21 protein-coding genes are annotated in these 23,968 nt (G+C 68.8%); 6 read left to right on the forward strand and 15 right to left on the reverse strand.

The annotated features are described in order from the left end of the window. Positions 1-314: 314 nt before the first annotated feature. The 9 genes from ACIRG5_RS19225 to ACIRG5_RS19265 all read right to left on the reverse strand — a co-directional run bounded on the left by ACIRG5_RS19225 (position 315) and on the right by ACIRG5_RS19265 (position 10,210). On the reverse strand, positions 315-959 hold the full coding sequence (locus ACIRG5_RS19225; protein ID WP_402906291.1) for a hypothetical protein: 645 nt from the start codon (positions 957-959) through the stop codon (positions 315-317). Positions 960-1,017: 58 nt separating this feature from the next. Further along, positions 1,018-1,758 carry a hypothetical protein gene (locus ACIRG5_RS19230; RefSeq protein WP_402906293.1) on the reverse strand — a complete coding sequence of 247 codons (741 nt, stop codon included), beginning with the start codon at positions 1,756-1,758 and terminating at the stop codon, positions 1,018-1,020. Next, positions 1,755-2,471 carry a YitT family protein gene (locus ACIRG5_RS19235; RefSeq protein ID WP_402906294.1) on the reverse strand — a complete coding sequence of 239 codons (717 nt, stop codon included), beginning with the start codon at positions 2,469-2,471 and terminating at the stop codon, positions 1,755-1,757. Before ACIRG5_RS19235 ends, ACIRG5_RS19230 begins: the two co-directional genes overlap by 4 nt. A 252-nt stretch (positions 2,472-2,723) precedes the next feature. Next, positions 2,724-3,437 (reverse strand): hypothetical protein, encoded by a 714-nt coding sequence (locus ACIRG5_RS19240; RefSeq protein ID WP_402906296.1) that lies wholly within the window; start codon positions 3,435-3,437, stop codon positions 2,724-2,726. Positions 3,438-3,490: 53 nt separating this feature from the next. Then, positions 3,491-4,390: a L,D-transpeptidase gene (locus ACIRG5_RS19245; protein WP_402906298.1), complete on the reverse strand. Its 900-nt coding sequence runs from the start codon at positions 4,388-4,390 to the stop codon at positions 3,491-3,493. 136 nt (positions 4,391-4,526) lie between these two features. Then, entirely contained in the window at positions 4,527-6,434 is a 1,908-nt protein-coding gene (locus tag ACIRG5_RS19250; protein WP_402906300.1) for a protease pro-enzyme activation domain-containing protein, read from the reverse strand. A gap of 744 nt (positions 6,435-7,178) precedes the next feature. Continuing rightward, a complete protein-coding gene (locus ACIRG5_RS19255) occupies positions 7,179-7,886 on the reverse strand; it encodes a hypothetical protein (protein WP_402906301.1) in 708 nt (235 codons plus the stop codon). Positions 7,887-8,697: 811 nt separating this feature from the next. Continuing rightward, positions 8,698-9,852, reverse strand: a complete 1,155-nt coding sequence (locus ACIRG5_RS19260; RefSeq protein ID WP_402906302.1) for a tyrosine-type recombinase/integrase — start codon at positions 9,850-9,852, stop codon at positions 8,698-8,700. Then, positions 9,797-10,210, reverse strand: a complete 414-nt coding sequence (locus ACIRG5_RS19265) for a hypothetical protein (protein ID WP_402906304.1) — start codon at positions 10,208-10,210, stop codon at positions 9,797-9,799. Before ACIRG5_RS19265 ends, ACIRG5_RS19260 begins: the two co-directional genes overlap by 56 nt. A gap of 468 nt (positions 10,211-10,678) precedes the next feature. On the opposite strand from ACIRG5_RS19265, the gene ACIRG5_RS19270 reads away from it, so the two are divergent. Then, positions 10,679-11,161 carry a hypothetical protein gene (locus ACIRG5_RS19270; protein ID WP_402906306.1) on the forward strand — a complete coding sequence of 161 codons (483 nt, stop codon included), beginning with the start codon at positions 10,679-10,681 and terminating at the stop codon, positions 11,159-11,161. A gap of 22 nt (positions 11,162-11,183) precedes the next feature. On the opposite strand, the gene ACIRG5_RS19275 is transcribed toward ACIRG5_RS19270, so the two are convergent. From ACIRG5_RS19275 to ACIRG5_RS19285, 3 genes are all read right to left on the reverse strand, one after another. Then, entirely contained in the window at positions 11,184-12,293 is a 1,110-nt protein-coding gene (locus tag ACIRG5_RS19275) for a tyrosine-type recombinase/integrase (protein ID WP_402906307.1), read from the reverse strand. Then, positions 12,286-12,966, reverse strand: coding sequence for a hypothetical protein (locus ACIRG5_RS19280; protein ID WP_402906309.1), 681 nt, complete (start codon positions 12,964-12,966; stop codon positions 12,286-12,288). The genes ACIRG5_RS19275 and ACIRG5_RS19280 overlap by 8 nt, the downstream gene beginning before the upstream one ends. 90 nt (positions 12,967-13,056) lie before the next feature. Continuing rightward, entirely contained in the window at positions 13,057-13,365 is a 309-nt protein-coding gene (locus tag ACIRG5_RS19285; RefSeq protein WP_402906311.1) for an ATP-binding cassette domain-containing protein, read from the reverse strand. Between the two features lie 138 nt (positions 13,366-13,503). On the opposite strand from ACIRG5_RS19285, the gene ACIRG5_RS19290 reads away from it, so the two are divergent. Together ACIRG5_RS19290 and ACIRG5_RS19295 are read left to right on the forward strand one after the other, a co-directional pair. Next, positions 13,504-14,289: a sensor histidine kinase gene (locus ACIRG5_RS19290; RefSeq protein WP_402906313.1), complete on the forward strand. Its 786-nt coding sequence runs from the start codon at positions 13,504-13,506 to the stop codon at positions 14,287-14,289. Continuing rightward, the gene (locus ACIRG5_RS19295; RefSeq protein WP_402906314.1) at positions 14,286-14,945 is read left to right on the forward strand and encodes a response regulator; all 660 of its coding nucleotides are present in this window, start codon (positions 14,286-14,288) and stop codon (positions 14,943-14,945) included. The genes ACIRG5_RS19290 and ACIRG5_RS19295 overlap by 4 nt, the downstream gene beginning before the upstream one ends. On the opposite strand, the gene ACIRG5_RS19300 is transcribed toward ACIRG5_RS19295, so the two are convergent. After that, the gene (locus ACIRG5_RS19300) at positions 14,929-17,607 is read right to left on the reverse strand and encodes an ATP-binding protein (RefSeq protein WP_402906316.1); all 2,679 of its coding nucleotides are present in this window, start codon (positions 17,605-17,607) and stop codon (positions 14,929-14,931) included. The two genes, ACIRG5_RS19295 and ACIRG5_RS19300, sit on opposite strands and share 17 nt — an antisense overlap. A gap of 109 nt (positions 17,608-17,716) precedes the next feature. Between ACIRG5_RS19300 and ACIRG5_RS19305 the strand changes: the two genes are divergently transcribed. Beyond that, on the forward strand, positions 17,717-18,037 hold the full coding sequence (locus ACIRG5_RS19305; protein ID WP_402906317.1) for a hypothetical protein: 321 nt from the start codon (positions 17,717-17,719) through the stop codon (positions 18,035-18,037). Then, on the forward strand, positions 18,034-18,540 hold the full coding sequence (locus ACIRG5_RS19310) for a YceI family protein (protein WP_402906318.1): 507 nt from the start codon (positions 18,034-18,036) through the stop codon (positions 18,538-18,540). The genes ACIRG5_RS19305 and ACIRG5_RS19310 overlap by 4 nt, the downstream gene beginning before the upstream one ends. Here the strand turns inward: ACIRG5_RS19310 and ACIRG5_RS19315 are convergent. Then, positions 18,528-19,235: a class I SAM-dependent methyltransferase gene (locus tag ACIRG5_RS19315; RefSeq protein ID WP_402906320.1), complete on the reverse strand. Its 708-nt coding sequence runs from the start codon at positions 19,233-19,235 to the stop codon at positions 18,528-18,530. The genes ACIRG5_RS19310 and ACIRG5_RS19315 overlap by 13 nt on opposite strands. Positions 19,236-19,497: 262 nt before the next feature. Between ACIRG5_RS19315 and ACIRG5_RS19320 the strand changes: the two genes are divergently transcribed. Beyond that, on the forward strand, positions 19,498-23,082 hold the full coding sequence (locus ACIRG5_RS19320; protein WP_402906321.1) for a discoidin domain-containing protein: 3,585 nt from the start codon (positions 19,498-19,500) through the stop codon (positions 23,080-23,082). Here ACIRG5_RS19320 and lgt read toward each other — a convergent pair. Then, on the reverse strand, positions 23,003-23,917 hold the full coding sequence (lgt, locus tag ACIRG5_RS19325; RefSeq protein ID WP_402906323.1) for a prolipoprotein diacylglyceryl transferase: 915 nt from the start codon (positions 23,915-23,917) through the stop codon (positions 23,003-23,005). The two genes, ACIRG5_RS19320 and lgt, sit on opposite strands and share 80 nt — an antisense overlap. Positions 23,918-23,968 lie beyond the last annotated feature (51 nt).

The following is a 23,968-nucleotide window of genomic DNA, read 5'->3' on the forward strand; positions in this document are numbered from 1 at the left end:
CGGCCCGGTGGTCCCGGCGCAGGCCCGCCATCCGTCCCACTTGAATTCGGTGCTCCAGCCCGTCGGGTCCGCCGGGAGGTCGGTGGCCGTCGCGAGCATCGGTTCGATCCATCTTGGGACCGCCGTCCGGTTCGCCGCAGTACCTGCCACCAGCCTATCGTCAGCGAGTCTCCGTCCATTCGCGACACAACGACCGGCCGCCGTCGGCCGCCCGGGGTCTCACGCTGGCTGCAACTCGCCGGTGAGAACGAGCCAAGGCCAGTTCCTCCGGACCGTGACAATCGAGCCCGAGCCCGCCGCCGCACCGGGCGGTGTCATGGTGTGACCTCGTAGTGCGCGGCGACCGCAGGCAGTACCCCGCACGCTGCCACCGGGATCGAGACCATCCCCTCCAGTTCACCCGCCCAGGACCCCGCCAAGATCGAGCAAGCCAGGCACACCGCGGTCCGGCCGTGGCAGCCGACGGTGTCCTCGTGTTCGCAGACGCCTTCCGCGCAGTCGTCGTAGCTGAGCACCACGGGCGCGTGCCGGGTGAGGTGTCCGAGGACACCGGCCGCGGTGTGGTGCTCGACCTCGTTCTCGTCGCCGAGTTGCAGGAGCCGTTCTATGACGCGCTGGTAGAGCAGCGGGTCTGGAACCGCGCGTCCCAACGCTTCCAGGTAGGCGTCCCTCGGCCGTCGATGAGCGAGCTCGATGGCGGCAGTGCCATGTTCCAACGCCACCTCCCATGAGCATTCCGGGCACAGTTCACGGCGGGCGATGTTGTCGTTGCTGCGCGAGAACTCGCCCCAGGTCGGCACGATCGCGGCGATGCCGCCGCACAACGCGGACACCCACGTCTCCGGGCTATCTGGGGGCCTCACGGCATGCAGCGGCTGCGATGAGGAGCTGATTCCGATGGAGAACTTGGGGGCGCCAGGCTTCTCCAGCGTGAGGTCGAACAGGAACCCGGTGGTCATGCTTGTGTCCTCCATGGACGATCGAGGGTCCGGGCGACCGGGCACGTCACTCCCGGCCTCACGCCGGACCTTCACGCAGGTCTCTGGCCATGTCGGCACCGTGGCGAGGCGGGGGGATCGTGGCCAGGAGTTCGATCGTGAGATCGGCGGTGTTGTCGAAGCTGGGAATCTCCCGGCTTCCCAGACGTGGCCGTTGGCCGATCTCGACGAGCCACAGCGCGATCGCGCCCGGTGAGGGGGCGTGGCGGTGTGAGTACCAGCGGCGCCCGCTCGGCGTGCGCGCCGACCAGCCATTGCCCGCTGTCCACCGGGCGTCGATCCCCGGCGCGGTCAGGTCAATCCACAACGCCGCGGGATGGTTGGCGTGTTCGTCGGTGACCACCGCGTCGACCTGGGTGCCGGTGAGCTCGTGCACGGCGGGCGCTACGGCGCCGGCGTAGGTCTCGGCGGCGGGCAGCGCGGGATGCGGTGCAGCGTGCCGGGCGCGGTGCACCGCCGCGGCGACCGCGATGACGGTGAGCGTCGCGGCGATGACCGCGCCGCAGACGAGCAAGGCGAGGTACAGCACCACCAGCGCCGCGAGCAGCACGGCGGAGACGCCGGACGGCAGAGGCCGCGTCGTGCTGTCGGCGATGCTGAGAACGACGTCGCCGTCGAGTCCGCCGAGCCAGGCTGCCGCACCGAGAACAGCGCTGCCCGCGATCGCGCCCAGGACGATGTCTCGGCGATGCTCGCTACCGCGCCAGGCGAGGTACTCGCCCAGGAGCAGGCCGACGCTGACGAAGACGAAGATGATCACCGTGGTGCCTCGCTGGGAGATTCGCCGTCCGGACAGGGTTGCTCAGCCGGATCGCTGCGAGTTGTTCGTGAGCGCAATGGCCTGTACTGCAAAGGATTCGGCGCGCGCAGGAACCCGACGAGCGGTCCGACGACCAGTGCGAGCCCGAGGCTTGCCACCCCGACGAGTCCCGTGTGGACGGCCAGGACCGGGCCGATCGCGAGCCATCCCGCCGTCAGGCTCAGCAGGTCGGTGAGCACTCGCAGAAGCGCCGGTGAGTAGCCGCGGCGCCGGGCGAGCGCCTCGATGATGCCGTCGCGTGGCAGCACTCCGAGGCTGGCATCGAGGTAGAGCGCGACGCCCAGGCTGAACCCGCACGCGCCGGCGACGAGCAACGCGATCCGGCTGGCCGTGCCGGTGACCGCGGGTAGCAGGAACAGGGTGATGTCGGCTCCGATACCGGGGACGACGAACGCGGTGACGGTGCCGAGTCCGGGTTTGATGCGTAGCGGGATGTACAGGGCCAGCAGCAGTGCCTGCGTCACGATGATCGCGACGCCGAGTGTCCAGCCGGTTCGCGCGGCGACGGCGCTGTGCAGGACGTCGAGCGGAAGCAGGCCCGACTGTGCGCGCACCAGCAGGCCGATCGAGGCACCCATCAACGTGGTTCCGCTGAGCAGCAGCAGAACTCGGCGGGTCGTAGACCTCGGCACCCTGGTCTCAACGGGGCTCATGCGCACCGCCTGGCCGCAGCGGGGCGTCTGGAGTCGCAACGTGGTGCGACAGGTTCGCCATCACGACGAGACGGGGCAGGCCACAGAGGGCGGCTGCCCTGGGGTGCGAGGTGGGAGGCGCCGTAGCCGTGCTGACGGTGCCGATTCGCCAGCGACGCGTGACCTGGAGCATCTCACCTCCTTCGAGTGGGGTGCGCGGCCCGCCCTGGGGAGGCCGTGGCGGGCCGCGCGGGTGAAGCGGACGGCGTCCCGTCAGCCGGTGACCACTGCGTTGCCTGGGCGCGATTCGGGCTGGGGTGCCGGCCGCTCGGGCTTGGGCTGCTGTGTGCCGGTCGGCGGCGCGGTCGGCTTGGTCGACGTCGCTGGCGGCTGGCTGGGCTGCGTCGTGGGCGGGGCGGTCGTCGGTGGCGTGGTAGGCGGCGTGGTGGTGGGCGGCACGGCCGCCTTGCCGCAGCTGACCTGGGCGACCGTGATCGTCTGCACCGGCCCGGACGCACCGTTGATCGTGATGACCGCGCCGGTCGCCTTGTTCCCGGAGACCACGCCGAAGGTGACGCTGCCCTTCTCGCCGAGCTTCTGCGTCCCGCTCTTGGGCGCCTTGGCCACGCCGCCGCTGCAGCTGGCCGACACCGGGCCGATCGACTGCCCCGCGGCCACGACGTTGGCCGCCGACGCCTCGGCGAGACCCGCACCGGCCTTGACCGACAGGCCGGTGGCGGTGAACGTGCCCGCCTTGCCGCCGACGGACCCCGCCGTTCCGGCCTTGACCTCCCCGGCCGAGCTCACCGCCGGGGTCGCCCCGACCGGGTCGACGCCGGTGGCGCTGATCCCGAACGCGGACGACGCTTCGCCTTGCTGTGCGGCCGCGGTGCTCGGTGCGCCCATGCCCAGGCCGGTGAGCGCGAGCGCGCCGATCGCGACCGATGTCAGTGTCGCGCGAGCCGACACGATTTCCTTGCTGACCACGAAAATCCCCCTCGTGTGTGGCACACCCCGCAGGTGCGGGGCGCGTTGGTGCGTCACCGGATCAGCACCGGGCTGCCCAGCGGCACCCGTGTGCTGAGGAGCTGCAGTGCGTCCGGCGGCACGCGGATGCAGCCGTCGCTGGAGCGCTGCCCGAACACATCGGCGCTCGGCCACCCGTGGACGCCTACCGTCCCCGGGCCGCCGCCGTAGCTGGTGTGCGTGGGGCTGTGGGTGCCCAGCGGGAGCACGACCGGGCTGTACCGCGGTTCGTCGGGCGTGAGGTTGTCCAGCAGGAACGTCCGGCCCGCCGGTGTGGGTGCCTCGGGCTTGCCGACGCCCACCGTCCAGCGGCCGAGCTGCTGGACGCCGTCGAAGACCGCGAGCGTGAACGCCGCGCGGTCGACCTCGATGCGGAACGTGGTGCGCTCCAACTCGACCTGCGGGTCGTCGAGATAGATCCAGCCGGTCGCGCCTTGCGGGCGTACCGGCAACAGAACCTGCGCCCATCCCGGCTGTTCGGCGATCACCGGGAGCCGGGTCTCCCCGGCCCACTGCCGCGTCGGCGCGGCCGCGATCGCCCGCTCCCCCGGCGCGAGATAGACCGGCAGCACGGCGGTCGGCTTCACCAAACGACCGGACAGAACGACGTCCGGCGCCGAATCGAGCGGAGCGTCAGGCACCGTGCCATGCGTCGTGGCCGGCGGCAACGACGCCAGCACCGCCGCGTCCACCGGCCGGGGCGCGATCACCTGCTCCCCCACCGCCGATGCCGCTATCTGCGGTTGCACAGCGAGCGTGCGCGGAGCGACGGCCGGTGCCGTCGAAGGGCCCGCAGAGGCCAGTACGACACCGGCCGTGACGAGCGCGAGCAACGCGATCCCGAGCAACAACGTCGTCCAGCGCCCACCCGCGGGCGGGCCGACCAGATGCGCGGGCCGGTGCGAAGCTGACATCGAGGGCTGCTCGGCAAATAAGCCGATCTGCAGTTCAGAGTGGATGTGGTCTGTCACGTCGGTGCCTCACCGGAGTGCGGAAGGTGAGGCGGCACCAGGGCGCGGGTGTGCTGCCACTCCGATGCCGCCTCACGGCTCACTTGCCCAACTGGGTCAGGAACTGGCCGTTGGACGCGGGCGTGCCGACACCGGTGACGGTGTCCCACCCCGCGGCGGACTGCAGCGTCTGCGGCTTGTCGTCGAGGTTGACCAGGTAGTTGTTCGGGTCCTGGGGCACGTCGACGTTGCGCCACTGGATCATGATCGGCGTCCACATCGCGGCCTTGACCGGTGTGACGTCGGCGATCGCCGGGCTGCCCTTGAGCTTGTAGATCGCCGAGTTGAGGAAACCGAACCGGCTGACCTGCTGAGTCTGCTGGGCGTTGGCGACCAGCGCCGCGATCACCGGCGTGCCGAGCGACGTGCCACCACCGGGAAACAGCTCGAACACGCCGTTCTTGTCCGTGTAGCCCATGCCCATGCCCGTGAACGCGTCGGAGATCGCCGAGATGTCCGGCACCGCACGCTTACCGCGCGCGATCGCGTCCGGCACGACGCCCTTCTGGTAATCGGGCATGTCGTAGCGCAGCGACACGCCGCCGCCGGCGCCGCCCGCGAAACGGCCGTCACGGTCCTGCTGCGCGACCCACTGGCCACCGGACAGGGTGAACCCCGAGGTCTGCCAGCCGACGGTGAACTTCACCTTGTTTGCCGAGTCCAGCGCCACCGACGTGCCGCCGATGCCGGTGACCCACGGGTGCACCGCGGGCCAGCTGGCCTCCGGACGGCCGTTGAGCAGGCTGTTGTCGCCCTGGTCACCGGAGCACCACAGCAGCGCCTGCCCCTGGATCGCCGCCTGCAGCGCGATGGCGTCGACCTGCTCGCGTTCCGCGGCCGAAACAGCGGCCTCGCCCTCGAACAGCCAGCTGTTGCTGACGATCGACACCTTGTTCTCCGCGACCGCCTGGTTCACCGCCTCGTAGAGCGCGGCACAAGAGCGCGCCCCGTAGTACGTGATCTTCGCGGCCGGAGCGAGGGAGTGCACGGCCTGCACGTCCAACGTCTGCTCGGACGCCCAGATGTCCGTCCCGCCGCACTCCTCCACGTCCTCGAACCGCGAGGGTGTCACGGCGTTGTACTGGCCCTCGGCCAGCGCGGGCCAGCCGTACGTGCGGCCCGCCCGGTTGGTGTCGGCCACCACGGTGGGCGAGTTGTAGGCCGCGGTGATGCCGATGTGCTGACCGGCACCGGTGTTGGCCGCAGTCAGCCCGTAGATCGCGCGCATCTGCGTGGTGTTGTAGCCGCAGATGTCGTTGCTCTGCATGCCGTTGCCGTGCATCTGCGGCACACCGGTGTTGTTGACCGCGCCCCAGAAGGGCGCACAGTCGGTGCCGGCCGCCTGAGCGCCCGCACCCGCCTGCGCACCGGGGCGCGGCGCCCGCTTGCCGGTGATGTTCTGCGGGACAACGGTTTTCGCGCTGTCGTCGATGCCCACCACCGCGGTCACCACACCCGCGAGCTCACGAGGAAGCGCCAGCGGCTTCTCCGGCGCGACCAGGATCTGTTCGCGGCCGTCACGCGCCTTGCGCTTGTAGGTCGACAGTGCCGTGGAGAACGCCGACTCCAGCTGCCCGTTGGTCCCCTCGACCGAGATGAAGTGCCGGTTCGGCGCCACCGAGCCCACCGTCAAACCCTTGCCGCGCAACCAGGCGCTGACCTTGTCCACACTGGCTTGCGTCGGCGCGAACCGCTCGGCGAACTGCGCGGACGACAGGAACTTTCCGTGCTGGGGCGATCCCGCCGTGGACACCGCCTTCGCCAGCGCCTGTGCCCCGCGCTTGTCGCGCAACTGCAGGGCCACCTGCACCTGCCGCCGCTGCCTGTCGTCGGCCTGGCCGACCTTGCTCTGCGGTGACGCCCAGCCAGGCGTCGCCGCCAGGTTCAGCTCGGAGTCGATCACCTGCGCGGATGCCGTCGGGGTGACGAGTCCAGCGAGCGCAGCCACCGCGACCATCACCCCCGCGACACGGGACGGTCGGAATACCATTGATTGTTCCCCCGGATATCGGATCGATCCATCACACCGGTCTTTGCCAAACACACGAGAGGCAGATCAATTAGTCGCCGCAGCGGAGTCGCGCAACGAATCGTTGCTGCTGCCGACCTCGTGCTCGGTGCCACCAGTGCGGGTCAGCGTCCCCCTGCTGACCCTGCGATCAGCACATATGGTGCCGGTCCGCCGCAACCCTGCCTTATTGTCGACACAATGGTCAACAGTTCTGCAGTGATTAAAGAAAGAATGAGCTTCAAATTGCATAAATCGAACTTCGCGCATGCCGTATTGCTCGCGACCTCATAGACGCGAGAAGCTAGAAATTCGGAATCGGGTGCTATGACAGCGTGCGAGCCTGCACGGGGCGTCCGCGAGCGCGAACCCTGGGCACGCGCGCGCACGCGCTGCGTCCCGATCGAACGAGGCAGGAGGAGGGCGGTCCCGCCGTGATCGGAAGCCCATCTTCCGACTCACGGCGGGACCGCGGCGGCCGCAACCGGGAGACAGGTGGAGCTGGGGGCATCCACAACGTTCCGCGACGCGACCTGTCAGGGAAAACAGAGAGAAGGCCGCCGGTGCGCGGGCCGGGACCACGCGAACCTTCTGGAGCGGCCGCGGATGCGGTCGATCCAGAAGGGCCGAAGCTGGGCAGCAGACGTGGTCCAGTTGGGATCACGACTCGCGCACCGACGGGGCTCACCAGCCGACCCGACTCTTCGGGCCGATGTGGACGGTTTGGGCCGCGGGTGTGTGCGCGGTACACGCACATCCTTCGCGCAGCGTGCCAAACACTTCGTAGGACCACCAGGTGTGTGTGGTGTCGTCGAGCTCATAGGCCGCCGGGCGTACCGAGGCCGGAATCATGCGGCGGCCTCGGGTGATCGCCGGACGCCGAGGTGTGAGAACTCCAGCGAGCGGATCAACGTCAGGACGCGGCTCGCGCACCATCGAGCAGCATGTGGTGAGCAGCGCCGAAATCTCGGCCCACAAGGCGTCGGTGAGCCGACCTTCAACGCCAGCGCCGTAGACCGCGAGCGCGCATCGACCCTGGATCTGTTCGATCTGCACCTCCAACTGAAGGAGCAGACCCACCTCGGCGAGTACGCGTTTTGCCTCCCACAAGGCCGGCAAGGCCGGTGCGCCCACTTGCTCGCGCAGGTCGAACAGCTCGGGGTGGTTGACTGAGATCAGTTCATAGTCGATGTGCCCACACGTCGTCCGCGCGACGCCTTCCCATCGTGGAGGACGCACGTGCCAGTCGACCACTTCCGCCACGTCGTTCGGCACTAAGACCTGTTCAGGATCGAGCCGACCGCCGCAACTTCCCGGCTCAGAAAGGAAGAGCACCCGCCCTCCGCCTGTATCGCCATCGCCGGAAACCGTGCAATGCGTATCCCCGCTCACGCCGACATCCCCCAACGTCGCTCAGACTGCCGCAGCCTCACGTACGCAGCCGATTCAACTCGCGCAGCGGGCCACCCTCCCCAGGGCCGTCGCGCCGAACAAGCTGTCCAGGCTGCTGTTGACCAGTTGCTAGCGGCCAAGTGCGTGCCGCCTCAATGTCTAACTGAACTCGCCGTAGTCCTGTGTGGACTATCGAACTGGTAGCCATCACACTACGCACAACTTGCACGCAGAGTCACGGCACTCACGCTCAACTTCCGAGTTGACCACTCGAATGGACTAACGAACGGCCGTTCGTCGCACGGTTTCACCCTCAGCGCAACCCTGACTGACTACTCTCCGCACACACCAATGTCAGTTAGACAAAGCCTGTGCGCACGTCTTGGAGAGTTCAACTCAAGCTTCGACGCGGCAAAGAGCAGACGCCGGCCACGACGAACCGAGGGGAGAACTCGCCCTGTGCAACGGGCTCGCGGACGTTGCTCCGGCACTCGTCGATCGTCGCCAACGTTCCGGCCTCACCCGCGTCGCCGGTCATCAGCTAGACCTCTTCGCCGCGCGGGCCATCAGCAACGAGACCGTCTCCAGAAGGCAGTCAAACCGCCCAATACCTTGTGCCGTCCAATTCCGAGCACAGGACACGTTCACCGCGCTAGCCAAAGCGCAGGACAGTCTCAAGCCGACAATCACACAGTTGCAGCACAAGGCATACAGAGACCATCCCAGACCACGCGAAGGTTCAGTGCCTCACGGCAGCACCATCCGCAGTCGCGCCGCGGAACGCTCGGACTGCCATCGGGTCGGGCGGCAATCACCCGACCAGTGCGGGTGCACCAGCGCCAATCGAGGCGATCTCGGTCTCTGGCGTTGACTCGGGTACCGCGTCGGCCCGCCACGTCGGCGGCACGAGCGCGAGCGGATGTTCCTCGCCCGTTAGCTCGGCCAACGCGGTCGCGACGTCATATATGTCCGCCTTGACATAGACAGCCGTCACGCCGTGACTCAGGCCGCCGGTCGCAGCGGCATGTCCCGCGTACGCCATGGCGACTCCGTAGCCGTAGGCGCGCTCCACCCACGTCAAGGTCGTGTGCCGCAGCCAGTGGGTGGTGACGCCCTGAGAACGTACAGTGGGCACGTACTCTCCGACTCGGCTCCACAAGTTGTCATAGCGCCGGGCGCTCAGCGGACGACCATTGTGGTACCGCAGGACTCCGTCGTCTGGATCCCGAGCCCCTCGCACGTACGCATGTTCCTGGAAGCCCGTCATCAAGGTCCGCGACACCGGTTGCCAGTGACTGCTGCCACCCTTTTGACGCAGGAAGACTTGACACTGGTCCGGATCGAGATCACGCAGTCGCAGGGCCAGCGCACCGCCCCTTCGGGCAGCGGTTTCGATGTGAGTACGCATCAGCAGGGCGTCCAGATGGGGATCGTTGCCCGTCGTGGAGGCAACCTCCACAATCTCCTCCACTAGTTCCGGCTGAAGTGCCCTGCGGTTGGACGCAAGGCGCTTGGGTTTGATCACCTCCGCCGTGGGGTCCTCCCAGGGGCTCAGGAGCCGATTGCCGACCGCATAGCGGAACAGGCATCGCATTGCGGCGTAAGCATGTTCCGCGGCATAGTGACCTCCCCGGCTGGTTCTACGCACAACCGCGGTTTCTTTGGCATGTTGGATGAACCAGACTACGTCGGCAAAAGAGATCTCGCCAACCTGCGCGTCTGGCCAGACCTTGAGGGCCTTGCGCCAGTAGGGAGCGAACACCCTTCTCGACCCCACAGGAACGACAGCAGACACAGTGGACACCAACTGACGCAGTGACATGCACGTCACGCGCTGCTCGAAGTCGATCAGCTCGCTAGGCGAAATTCCCATACGCCGCAGCAGAAGTCGAGCAGCAGCAAGATCATCATCATTCGTCATATCTAGCCGCCCCTCGACGTACGTCGTGTTGCAACTGTTCTGCATGGAAGATCCGCGTCATGTGCGCCAGGTTCGCCATCGGATGCAGGATGAGCATTCGATGCTCAGGCGCGGCGACCAGAAGAACCTTGTCGCCTGATCTCAATCCGCAGTACCGAAGAAGGCCGGGCGGCAAACCCAGGCGCATCCGCTTGTCCAAGGACAGAGCCCCACCGCCCGCCGGCTCCAGCGCTATGAAACCCCGCCCCAGCGACTGCGCAAGAGACTGCTCCGGCGACCAACCCAGGCGCTCGAACATCGGACGACCAGCAAGCCGACCGCTGTCGTCGAGCACACACAACGCGAACTCCAGACAACCCCTGCCGACCGCAACCTGAAGCCGCCCCATGTCGATGCGCGGCATGCGTGGCCGGTTTCCACCACCTGCAACCCTCCGAGGCGCCAGCGCGCGAATAACCTTCTCGGCACCGTCACCAGCGCCGGAGTCCGACGACGCAAGACGAAGCCTCCCGTAGCGCTTCACCGCCGGACTCCAGTCGGCCACGCCAAACACACGCCAACATCACGGTGACATGCCTGCGGTCTACCCACCGCGTTCCCCCGTTACGGCTTCACCATCCGTCCCCCGACCGATGGACCTGTGCAGAACCTTTCAGCCCTGTCCGCATCACCGCGCCGACATGGCCACGGTGATCGACTTCGTTGCCCCGCCCCCTCGTTGAGCAACAAAACGAACGATCTGGACTAAAGCACAGAACTAACTCACAGTCACGAAAAAGCTCGCGACACGCCGCATGAGCGTCGGAGGATGGCCGCATCATCACTTAGAGTGACGATCATAAGAGTGTCAGCAAGCCACCTCACTGATCAAGTGGACTGCGACATCATCAGGATGCCCCAGCGCCAACCGACTTCCACCGACCTCTCCAAGGTCGAGCAGTTCAGGTCCAACCCTGCCGCGCATGAAGTCCCAACAGGGGTGGGTTTCTGCGACATCACGAGCGCATCCCGCATCGCGATGCCGACCGGCGCCCGAAGCGGGCCAAAGCCGGTTCACGTCGAGGACGAACGCGAACGCACCATCACCATCCACATCGAACGGTCGGCGTCCGCCAACGGCCATGACCGACTCTTCCTGCACAAGCAGTTCGGCTCCGAAGCCCTGGAAGCCGCACCAAGCCGCCACGGACTGGCAGCCGCTGGTCAACCGCCGCTCAAGCATTCGCCCGGCCACTTAAGTGAACACCGCACACGATCCACCCCGACGCGATCGGGCTGGTTCTCGACCTCGCCAGCCACCTGTTCCTGTCTGTCCGGCGAGATCAAGAACCGACATCACCCCTACTCTGCTTAAAGATGCAACGTAGCTGGACTGCCTACAGACGATCTTGGTCGCCGCTCAACTCGCTACGCACGGGCGCAGCATGCACTGCAGCGGGGAGAATCTCTGAAGACTGAACCACGAACGACCCAGGCAAAGCCAGCGGGTGCGGTTCACCAGTCAAGGCTTGTAGCGCGGTAGCGATCTCCTGCAGTCCTGCTTTGACGTAACGCGTGGTAACCCCGTACCAGAGGTGGCTTTCGGCGTGCCCGGCGAAGGCACGAGCCACCGCCGGACCGAAATTGCGCTCAACCCAAGTCAAAGTGGTGTGCCGCAACCAATACATGGTGATGTTGCCTTCATCAACAGCCTTGATGTACTTCCGCAGCCGATCCCACAGCCCGTAATACCGCTTCTGCGTCACGGGTGTGCCGTCCGAATTCCGCAACAGCCGAAACTCACCATCACAGACACCACGCTCCCGCGCATGATCGAGCAAAGCATCCATCAGGGTCCGAGAGACAGGCTGCAGACGCTCCAATCCCTTCTCCCGCAACGTGATCAGCAGTCGGGTGGGATCCAAGTCTTTCAGCAACAACCTCCGTGCGCCGCTGGGACGTGCGGCGGTCTCCAAGTGCAACCGGATCAACAGGCTGTCCAACCTCGGGTCATGTCCGGTCGTCGCCGCCACCCTAGAGATCTCCTGAACCAGTTGCGAACTCAACGCTTGACGCTTGGACTTGGCCTGACGAGGTTTGGTCACCCACACCATCGGATTCTGCCGGGACGACAGGACCCCCTCTTGCATTGCGAACAGATACACGCTGTTCAGCGCGTTGTAGGCGTTCAACGCTGCGCCGGACCCGTCGGTGTGATCACGGCGCCGTGCCGCAGTGCTTCGGAAATGCTCAATCAGGTCGCGCACTTCGCGCACAGTCGGCTCATCCAGCCTCCTTGAGCCCCAACTACTGACGATCCTGTTGCAGTAGCTCTTCTGGTGCCTCGCCGTCGGCTGGCCCGTCCGCGGGTCGAGCACCAAGGGCATGAACTGTTCAAAAGTGACCATATTGTGCGGCCGGGTGGCAGCGAGGAGTTCCTCCGGCTCCACCTTCAAGTGATGCATCAGCTGGATCACCGCCTGGACGTCGGCGCTCGTGCTACTCATCGTCACCGTCCAAACGCGACACGTACGCTGTCCCATCCCCATCCGGTGCCCCAAGCCCGGCCGCGCACTCGCCGTCCCTATCGTCATCCTCGCCGACGGCAACGGTCGGACTTGCGTAAGCCAGCGACACCCCGGCAGGCCGCATCCTCTCCACGATTTGCGCGGGATCGGGCAGCGCCTGGTCGAGTGTCTCAATGGGATGCAACACCACAGCGGACATCGTGGGGACGGCCACCACCAAAACGGGGTCGCCCGCGTCATAGCCGCACCAGTGGCGCAAGGACGCGGGGACGAGCACCATGTTCCGGGAGGTCAGCGACGAGTCTCCATGCTCGTCACTGCGCACAACGATCTGGTAGCCGTCACCCCTGCCGATTCTCACGCGCGTGCCTGGACTCCACCCCAGCTGCGAGAACAGCTGCTGGTCTGTGAGCCTGCCCGCGGAGTCGAGCAACGCCACCGCGTAGCGACGCCGCTGTCGGTTCTTTCGTTGCCTGGCAGGCATGTCGCCGAGTGCGGGAGCCTCGGTCCGCCTCAGGTCCAAAGTCCGTGGTGCACCCGGCGGTCCCGACACTCCGACGAGGCCGTTCGCCGGCGCACAGCCAGTTACCTCAACGGCTCGGTTGGTCGCGGCGTCGCCGAACTCGAGCGCCGGGACGATTCCGTCACGCATGGGCACCGCCGCGGTTCCCGCTACCAGGGGAAATTGGGGTGTGTCCCGTGTGACACCACAAAGGTCGTACGGAGGGTCGAACTGCCGCTGCTACGGGATCTGTCCCGGATAGGGGTGTTGAAGCAGGAAGATCATGCCGATGCCGCGCCGGCGGAACAGGGCGAGCCCGGTCTCGCTGAGCACGCCGAGATCCGAACCGTGCACGATCACGCCGCCCGACGTCGGGCGGTCGAGGCCGGCGATCATGTTGAGCAGCGTGGACTTCCCGCTGCCGGACGGTCCCATCACCGCGACGGCCTCCCCGGCGCGGACGACGAGGGACACCCCGTCCAGCGCGGTCGAGTCGCTGTACTCCTTGCGCACGTTCGTCAGCTCGACGACGGCGTCTGCGTTCTTCATGGCGGCCATCTTGCTGAGCTGTGCGATCAGAGGCGTCAGTCCTGGGAGGTAACTCGGCGGGCGCGGTCATCCTGGGGATGTAGTGACTGCATCCGGGGTTTGATGCGCGGGTGATCGGCGCTCTGGGACAGTGACGGGGTGTGGGAGCTGGTGGTGGCCGTCGTCGCCTGCCTGGCCGCGGCGTACTTCGCGATGCGGCTGGCGGCGTCTCGGCGCGCGCACACCCGTGCGATGGAGGAACGCGGCTGGTTGCTGGAGCGGGAACGGGAGACCGCCGCCCGCAACGCCGTCGACGCCGAACGGGCCCGCATCGCACGGGAACTGCACGACATCGTGAGCCACAACGTGAGCGTGATGGTGGTGCAGGCCGGTGCGGCGCGACGGGTGCTCACCGCCGGGACGTCCGAGGCGACCGACGCGTTGCTGGCCGTGGAGAACGCGGGCCGCGACACGATGACCGAGCTGCGGCACATGCTCGGCCTGCTCGCGCCGTCCGCCGACAGCGATGATCTGCTGGCGCCGCAACCCGGTCTGAGCCGGTTGAGCTCACTGGTCGACCGGATGTGCTTCGCCGGGCTGCCGGTGGAGGTGCGCATCTCCGGCGAGCCGCGGCCGTTGCCGTCCGGTGTCGACCTGACCGCGTACCGGATCGTGCAGGAGGCGCTGACCAACGCGTTGAAGCACGGCGACGGCAGGAAGGCGGAGGTGACGGTGCGGTACGCGGAGCACCACCTGCGGGTCGAGGTGCTCAACTCCGGGCCCAGCACGCTGTCCGGTGATTCGGTGTCCTTTGAGGACGGTCAGGGACGGGGGCTGCTCGGGTTGCGGGAACGGGTGGCGGTGCTGGGCGGTGACCTGGACGCGCGCAGGCGGCTCGGCGGCGGGTTCCGCGTCCGGGCCAAGATCCCGATCGAGCGGCCGTGACCGGGCCGCGGGTGGTGATCGCGGACGACCAGGCGTTCGTGCGCATCGGGTTCCGGATGATCCTGAACTCCGGTGGCATCGAGGTGGTCGGCGAGGCGGCGGACGGGGCCGAGGCGGTGTCGGTCGTCCGCGATCTGCGGCCGGACGTCGTGCTGATGGACATCCGCATGCCGGGGATGGACGGGCTGGAGGCGTGCCGTCGGATCGTGCGGGAGCCGGGCGACTCCCGCGTGCTGATGCTGACGACGTTCGACCTCGACCGGTACGTGTACGAGGCGCTCGCGGCAGGGGCCAGCGGGTTTCTGCTCAAGGACGTCACGCCCGAGCACCTCGTCGCTGCCGTGCGGCTGATCGAGACCGGTGACGCCCTGCTCGCGCCGTCGATCACCCGGCGGCTGGTGGAACGGTTCGCCTCCGGCACCCCGGTGACTCCCGCGGTGCACCGGGATCTGGCCGTGCTGACGCCGCGGGAACGTGAGGTGCTCACGCTCGTCGGGGGTGGGCGGTCGAACTCCGAGATCGCCGACGACCTCACGCTGAGCGAGGCCACCGTGAAGACGCACGTGGCCCGCATCTTCGCGAAGCTGGAGCTGCGTGACCGCGCGCAGGCCGTCGTCCTCGCCTACGAGACGGGCCTGGTCACGCCCGGCGCGTGAGCTCCCAGGCCGTGATCTCGGTCCTGGTGCGCAACCCGAGTTTGGCCAGAACGCTGCGCACGTGCGTCTCGACGGTGCGTTCGCTCAGGTGCAGTTTCGTCGCGATCTGCCGGTTCGTCAGCGCCTGCGCCACCAGGTCCACGACCTCGGACTCGCGTGGCGACAACGGGTCCCGCGCCTGTTCTTCGGTCTTGATCTGCTTCAGGAACCGGTCGGCCTGCGCGAGCCGGATCGGCATGTCCAGCGCCCGGAACTCGGCCGCCGCCTCGGTCGCGAGCGTCCGCGCCGTGGCCGGGTCGGTCAGCGCTCTGGCGAGTCCGAGCCTGCTCAGCGCGGCGAACGGCCGGGCGCCGATGCGGGCGTTCATCTCGAGCGCCAGCCGGTAGTGCTCCGCCGCGACCTCCCTGCGGCCGCACGTCATCGCGAGGTCGCCGAGCAACTGCGGCGTCGCGGCGGTGGAGAACACCGCGCCGGACCCGTCCGCGGCGAAGTGCGGCTCCAACGTGGACAGCACCTCGTAGACGCCCTCGGCCGCCTCGGCGTCGTCCAGCAGGCAGGCGACCGCGCCGATCTGCGCGACCAGGGGCGCCCAGGTCGGCCCGGCCTCCAGCGTGGCCGGCATCGCCCGGAACTCCTCGAACGTGGCACGCGCCTGGTCGGTCTCGCCGAGCAGCGCGTGCAGGACCGGCACGTACACGCGCGCCAGTGGGATGTCGCCGACCCGTTCGATGACGTCCAACGCCTCCCGCGCCGCTGCCTCGTCGATGCCGCCTTCGAGCTGCGCCAACCCCTGCTGGAACGCGTGGTACATGCCCATGGCGGCCGTGGTCCCGATCCGCCCGGCCACGGCCCTCGCGGTCTCGTTGCACTCCCGCGCTCTGCGCAACTGCCCGACCAACGCCGCCCGCGTGGCCCGCAACCGGTGCAGGTGCCACCACGCCACCGCGTGCTGCCGCGCCGCCGCGAACTGCTCGATCAGTTCCAGCTGCCGGTCGACCTCACCCAGGTCCCCGGCCTGCAACGCCGCGTCGACCAGCCACACGTGCCCCCACAGCTCGGCGTGCGGCTGCCGCGCCGTCCCGGCCAGTTCGACGGCCCGGTTCGCCAGCACGACCCGTTCGTCGCGGAACTGCGGCGCGCACAACGTCAGGTGCCGGGCGTGGATGCCGTCCAGTTCCGCGTCGGGGTCGCCGCTGCGCACCGCGAGTTCCAACGCCGTCGCGGACAGCTCGCGTGCGCGGTCTCCGTGCCCGGTCGTGGTGGCCGCCATGGCGCGGCGGGCGAGCAGCCGGGACGCGGTGGCTTCGCCGGGGTGGTGCCGCAGGGCCGTGGCGCAGAGCTGGTCGACGGCGGTCAGCAGCGAGCGGTCGCCCATGCCGGTGATGACGAGGGCTGCCTCGGCGATGAGGTCCGGGGTTCCCGACTGCTCGGCGAGGCGGGCTGCGGTGCGGCAGTGGTCGAGGCTGGCCGCGGTGTCGCCGGCGAGGAACTCGGCTCGGGCGAGGCCGAGGGTGAGCTCCGCGGTCTTCTCCTCGGACGTCGCGAGTGCGAGTGCGGCGAACCCGACCGCCTCGTCGTAGGCCAGCTCCGCCGTGGCGGCCCGCGCCGCCTCGGTCGCCCACCGGGTGCACTCCGCGGGCGCGTTCACTCCACTCGCACGCCGCCACTGAGCCGCGATCCTCCCGGGCACCCCGCCCCCTGCGGCCAGCGCCAGCGCACACCGCCGATGCAGCTCGGCCCGCACCGAGGGCGCGAGGTCCTCGTACACCGCGTCCCTGACCAGGGCGTGGGCGAAGGCCAGCGCCCCGTCGCGGACCTGCAGCACCCCGGCCGCGACGGCCTCGTCCAGCGACGCCGAGGGCTCGTCCCCGGTGACGGCCGCGAGCAGCGCGGGGTCGATCCGCTCCCCCAGCACGCTCGCCACCCCGAGCACGTCCCGGGACCGTGCGCTCAGCCGGTCCAGCCGCGACAACACCAGCCGATGGAGTTCCCCTGTCTCCTCACCGCTGTCGAGCAGCATCCGCACGTACAGCGGGTTGCCGCCGGTGCTGTCCACCAGTCGCGCGGCCAGTGCCTCCGAGTCCGCCACGCCCGCCGAACGCACCCACCCGGCCACGTCACCCCTGGTCAGCCCGCCCAGGTGCACCGTGCGGGTGGCGGGGGCACGCATCAGCTCGGACAGCTCGGCATCGCGGTAGGTCGCGACCACCAGGATCCGCGCGGCGGGCAACTCGGCCGCCAGGTGACCGAGCAGGCGCAACGACGTGCGGTCGGCCCAGTGCAGGTCCTCCAGCACGATCAGCAGCCCAGCGGTAGAAGCCTCGGCCACCAGCGCATCTGCGGCGTCGGCGAGCATGGCGAAGCGCGCGGAGTCGTCCGGACGCGCCTCGGAAAGCACGCGCGACAACTCGGGCAGCGCACGAGCGAGCCGGCGCCAGGGCCACAACGGAGGCATGCCGGGGTCGTCGACGGCGTGACCACGCGCGACCGGGATTCCGTACGACGCGGCCATCGAGGCGACGGCCGAGGCCAGCCGCGTCTTGCCGATGCCCGCCTCGCCTCGAACCAGCACGAGCCGGCCGGAGCCGCCCGCCGCCGCTACGAGGCTCGCGCGGAGCGTGGCCAGCTCGCGGTCGCGTCCGAAGATCGGAGTCTCCTCCACACCCGGAGTATCGCCGACCGGTGGCGGTTCAGTACCGCACTCCGTACTGGCACGGATCCGCGTCGCGCCGGACGAGCCGAGACTCGGTGCACCACCAGAGGAGGCGACCATGTACGCGCAGCTCACCTACTTCGACGGGCCCCGAGGCCCGGAACAGCTGGCCGCCGCGGACTTCGCGGCCAAGCAACGGATCACGCCCGCGGCCCTGTCGGTGCCGGGCAACATCGCGACCTACGTGCTGCGCCGGGCGGACGGCGCGGAGGTCGTGGTGTCGATCGCCGAGTCCGAGCAGGTGCTGATCGACACGCAGAAGGCGATCATGAGCACGCAGTTGCTGCCCGGCGAGGACGCGGCACTGCTGCGGGGTGCGGACCGCGTCGAGATCTACCCGGTGCTCGAGGTCTTCGACTACGACGGCGGACAGTCATGACCGCCGTGCGCACGCTCGCCGCAGGAGTGTGGCGGGCCGACCTCACTCGGAGCACCGCGTCGTTCCAGGTCGGCAACCTGGGCCGCAAGGCGCACGGCACCGTGCCCGTCACCGCGGGCACCGTCGAGATCGGCACGGACGGCGCGCTGCTGGCCGTGCACGGCACCCTCGACCTGGGCGCCATCGACACCGGGAACACCAAGCGCGACCTGGACCTGCGCAAACCGAGTCTGCTCGACCTCGACCGGCACCCCACGACGAGGTTCACCGCGACGTCGGCACGGGTTGCCGACGGCGGCTGGCAGGTCACCGGCACGCTCACCGCCAGGGGTGCGCACACCACGATCGAAGGCACCGTCGAACTGTCCACCGTGGACGGCCGGACGGTGATGACCGCGACCTCCCGGCTGGACCGCCGCACGCTGGGCATCCGCGCGCCGGGGTTCCTGATCGGCCGGTACGTCGACATCACCGTCACCGCGGTGATCGGTCACTCCGCCTGAAGGACGAAGAACAGGAAGTTCGGGGCGTCCGCGTAGCGCGCGAACTCTCCGGGGAACAGGTCGCGGGCTTCCGGCGGCACCGGCGGTTCGCTGACGACGGAGATCTGGAACCCGGCCGCCGTGAACGCGTCGGTCATGGCGTGCAGCGGCCGGTTCCAGAACGTCACCTCGACCATCTGGTCCCCCACCGGCCACCGCGCGGGGTTCGCGCGGGTCGAGTAGTAGTCGGGCCTGCGTCCCGCGAGACGGTCGAGGTAGTAGTCGGCGGCGGGGTGGTTGACCGAGACGATCAGCCGCTCGCCGGGCCGCAGCACCCGCCGCAGCTCGGCGAGCGGCGGGTCCCAGTCCTTCAGGTAGTGCAGCACCAGTGACGCGATGACGTCGTCGAACTCGGCGTCGGGGAACGGCAGCGGATCCGCCAGGTCGGCGACCCTCAGGTCCGCCGCGGCACCGAGCCGCAACCGGGCCTGCTCCAGCATCCCGGCGCTCACGTCGACACCGCTCACGATCGCGCCCCTGTCCCGCAGCGCCGCGAACAGCGGGCCCGCACCGCACCCGGCGTCGAGGATTCGCCGCCCTGCCACCTCTCCGGCGAGCGCGAGGGTCGCCGGGCGCTCGTAGTAGGCGTTGGCGAAGCTCTTCTCGTTGTCGGCGGCGTACGCCTGGGCCACGGCGTCGTAGTCGCTCGGTGTCATGTGATCGATGCTGCCCGAAGCGGACGGTCACCGAACCGACTCCAAGGCACTCCTGGAAACCGGTCCACCCGGCGGACCGGTCTTTTACACGGACAAGACCGGGACATGTCGTGTTGTGCCTGGCCACCGCACCTAACCGTGTTCCAGCCGATGACATCGATGTCGTCGCCCTGAAATCCTGTCTCGTTTGTCTTGTTGACCAGTCGCGTAACGAGACCGAAGCTTCCTGGCAACGTTGTCAGGACAGGGATCGGAGCTCGCAATGGCGGAGGACAGCGGCGTCTCGCGCAGACAGGCACTGACCTTGGGGGGCGGACTGCTCGCCGGTTTCGGTCTGGGCTCCGTGTTGTCAGGGTCAGCGTCGGCGGCGCCCGAGCAGGCCGCGGCGCAGAAGGCCGTGGACCTGGCGTTGTTCCGCCCGGTGTCGGTGTCCTCGACGGACTACGCGGCGACCCCGGCGGAGTTCGCCGTGGACGGTCTCGCGCAGATCGGCGTGCAGGGCTCGGGCTGGCGGGCGGGGCAGGGCGACGGCCAGTGGATGATCGTCGACCTGCAGGGCCGTTGCGAGATCGGCTCGGTGGTGCTGACGTTCGAGGCCAAGCCGGGCGACGGGGCGTTCGACGCGAACGGCTCGCGCGCCGACACCCTGGGCACGGAGATCCTCTCCAGCTACGCGACCGTCTTCGACCTCGACGTGTCCGACGACGGCAAGGTGTGGCGGACGGTCCACGCCACCGAGTCCGGTGCGGGCGGCGTGATCACGATCCCGTTCACGCCCGCCGTGAAGGCGCGCTGGATCCGGTTCTCCGCCTCGCGCAGATCGACGGCGAACCCGTTGGGGCTCAACGGACTGCAGGTCTACGGCACCAGCGGGGACACCCGGCCCGCGGTCAAGGGCTGGACCAACTGGCCGGTGCGCAACCACGAGAACCCCGCGCTGACCGTGGCGCCGGACGGGTCCGTGCCGCTGGAGTCGGGCTGGGTGCTGACCATGCAGGACTTCGCGCCCGCCGAGGACGGCGCCGCGCTGTCGGGTCAGAACGTCGACACCCGCGGCTGGGTGCCCGCCACCGTGCCCGGCACCGTGCTCGCGTCGCTGGTCGAGCAGGGTCACCTGCCGGATCCGGTGTACGGCCTGAACAACCTCAAGATCCCGGAGGCCCTGTCCCGGCACACGTGGTGGTACCGGCGCACGTTCAGCGTGCCGCGCGGCCTCGACACGGGCGCGGGCAGGCACGTGTGGCTGGAGTTCGACGGCATCAACCACGAGGCCGAGTTCTGGCTCAACGGAGCCAAGATCGGCGCGCTGAGCAACCCGTTCGGCCGGGCCGCGCTGGACATCACCTCGACGCTGCGCAAGACCGGCGACCAGAACCTCGCCGTCAGGATCGCGCCGATGCCGTTCCCCGGCAGCCCCGGCGACAAGGGGCCGCGCGGCGAGGCGTGGGTCGGCGCGAACAGCACGATGTTCAAGAACTCCCCCACCTACCTCGCGGTGTCGGGCTGGGACTGGATGCCCGCCGTCCGCGACCGCGCCTCCGGCATCTGGAACCACGTCCGGCTGCGCTCGACCGGGGCCGTCGTCGTCGGCGATCCGCGCATCGACACGGTGCTGCCGGACAGGACGACCGCCGAGGTCACGTTCACCGTGCCGGTGCGCAACGTCGAGTCGTCCGCGAAGAGCGTCACCGTCACGGCCGAGTTCGGCGGCGTCAAGGTCAGCAGCACCGTCAGCGTGCCCGCCAACTCCGAGGCCGCCGCCGTGTTCGCGCCGGCCACGCACCCGCAGCTGCGGATCAGGAACCCCAAGCTGTGGTGGCCCAACGGGTACGGCGACCCGACGCTGCACGACCTGACGCTCACGGCCACCGTCGGCACCGCGGTCAGCGACCGCAAGAAGCTCAGGTTCGGCATCCGGCAGGTCACCTACCAGTACGACCTGCCGATCACGATCGTCGACGGCGCCGCCGACCAGACCGTCGACTTCCCGGCCCAGCAGGCCCGTTACGTGCGGATGCAGGGCGGCAGGCGTGCCACCAGCTGGGGATTCTCCGTCTTCACGATGTCCGTCGTGGACAGCAGGACGCCGGACGCCGACCTGGCGCGCGGCAAGACCGCGACCGCGTCGTCGGCCGCCGACTGGACCTCACCCGGCGCCGTCACCGACGGGGACCCGAAGTCCCGCTGGACCTCGAACTACAACGACAACGAGTGGGTGCAGGTCGACCTGGGCGCCACGACCTCGTTCGACCGCGTGACGCTGCGCTGGGAGACGGCCTACGCGGCCACGTTCAAGATCCAGGTCTCGCAGGACGGCGACAACTGGACCGACGTCGTGTCGCAGGACAACTCCCCCAAGCCGCTGATCATCCTCGTCAACGGCGTGAAGATCTTCGCCCGCGGCGGCAGCTGGGGCTGGGACGAACTGCTGCGCCGCATGCCCGGTTCGCGCGCGGACGCCGCTGTGGCGCTGCACAAGGACATGAACTTCACCGTCATCCGCAACTGGGTCGGCTCGTCGTACCGCGAAGAGCTCTTCGAGGCGTGCGACAAGTACGGCATCCTGCTGTGGAACGAGTTCTGGCTCGGCTGGTCCGCCGACCCCGCGAACCACGACCAGTTCTTCGCTCAGGCCAAGGACACCGTGCTCCGCTACCGGTCGCACGCCTGCTGCGTGGCGTGGTTCGGCTGCAACGAGGGCAGCCCGCCGTCCGCGGTGGACAAGGTGCTCAGGGAGATCGTCCACACCAACACCGACCTGATGTACCAGCCCAACTCGGCGAGCGGCGTGATCACCGGCGACGGCACGTACCGGTGGGTCGACCCGCGCACGTACGGCACCGGTGAGGCCACGGGCGGCAAGTTCGGGTTCTGGAGCGAGATCGGCCTGCCGACGGTGTCGGTGGTCGAGAGCATGCGCAACCTCGTCGGCCAGGGCAACTCGGGCTGGCCCATCGGGGACGCCTGGTACATGCACGACTGGTCGGAGAACAGCAACCAGCAGCCCAACGGCTACAAGGCCGCGATCGACGCCCGCCTCGCGCCGTCGAGCAGCATGGAGGAGTTCTGCCGCAAGGCGCAGTTCGTCAACTACGAGAACATGCGCGCGATCTTCGAGGCGTGGAACGCCAGGCTGTGGAACGACGCCACCGGCGTGCTGCTGTGGATGTCGCACCCGGCGTGGCACAGCACGGTGTGGCAGACCTACGACTACGACATGGACGTCAACGGCAGCTACTACGGCTCCCGCAAGGGCTGCGAGCAGCGGCACGTGCAGGCGAACCTGACGACCTGGCAGGTCACGGCGGTCAACCACACCGCATCGCACCTGATGGGCGTCACCGTCAAGGCACAGCTGTTCGCCTTGGACGGCAAGGCGATCGGGCAGGCCCAGGAGCAGAAGCTCGACGTCGCCGCGACCTCGGCCAGCAACCTGTTCACGGTGCCGTTCGACGCCGCGCTGCCCGCGTTCCACCTGCTGCGCCTCACCCTGACCGACGCCCAGGGCAAGCAGATCTCCGAGAACACCTACTGGCGTTACCGCACGCCGGAGTCCATGCACGCCCTCAACCAGCTCGCGTACACCACGCTCACGACCACGCTGAGCAGCAACAAGAACGGCTACACCGCGACCGTCCGCAACACCGGCAGGACCGTGGCCGCGATGGTCCGGCTGTCCCTGCGGGAACGCAACGGGACCGACCGCGTGCTGCCGACCCTGTACGGCGACAACTACTTCTGGTTGCTGCCGGGTGAGGTCCGGACCGTCACGATCGATCCGCAGAAGTCCGTTCGGAACCCGCGTCTGCTGGCGGAGGCGTACAACTCGGCGCCGAAGCTGAGCTGAGGTCCTCCCGGCCTGGGTGCCGCCGTGCCGACCACAGCGTCAGCGCGGCGGCGCCCAGCCCCACGATCAGCGAGGTCCAGATGTTCAGGCGCAGCCCCAGGATCGTGTTCGCGGTGTCGATCCGCAGCGCCTCGATCCACAGCCGGCCCAGCGTGTAGAGCACCACGTACAGCCCGAACGCCCGGCCGTGCCCGAGCCGGAACCGCCGGTCCGCCCAGATCACCACGGCCGCGGCGGCGAAGGTCCACAGCAGTTCGTACAGGAACGCCGGGTGGAACGTCCCCAGCACCACCGGCAGTCCGTCAGAACCGATCACCGCACGGCCGGCGTCCTGGTCCCACTCGTGGATCGTGAGCGCCCACGGCAGGTCGGTCGGGCCGCCGTACACCTCGTTGTTGAACCAGTTGCCGAGCCGGCCGATCCCTTGTGCCAGCAGGATTCCCGGCGCCGCCGCGTCCGCCAGCGGAGGGAGCGTCACACCGGCCCGCCTGGCGCCGATCCACGCTCCGAGCGCGCCGAGCGCGATGGCACCCCAGACACCCATCCCGCCCTCCCAGACGTAGAGGGCGCGAAGGGGACTTCCGCCGGGGCCGAAGTAGGGCTGCCAGGTCGTGGCCACGTGGTACAGCCGGGCGCCGACGATGCCGAACGGAACACCCCAGGTCGCGATCTGGTTGATGACGCCCGGCCTGCCGCCGCGCCGGACGTAGCGGCGTTCGGTCAGCCAGGCGGCGACGAGGACGCCGGCGATGATGCAGAACGCGTAGGCGCGGATCGGCATCGGACCGAGGTGCCAGACGCCCTGGGTCGGACTGGGAATGGCGGCCAGAAGCATCGCGCCACACTAACGACGCCGGGGCCCGCGCGAGGTGAAGTCCGCAGGCCC

This window comes from Lentzea sp. NPDC102401 (assembly GCF_044765805.1).
In the GTDB taxonomy this organism is placed as follows: Bacteria; Actinomycetota; Actinomycetes; order Mycobacteriales; family Pseudonocardiaceae; genus Lentzea; species Lentzea sokolovensis.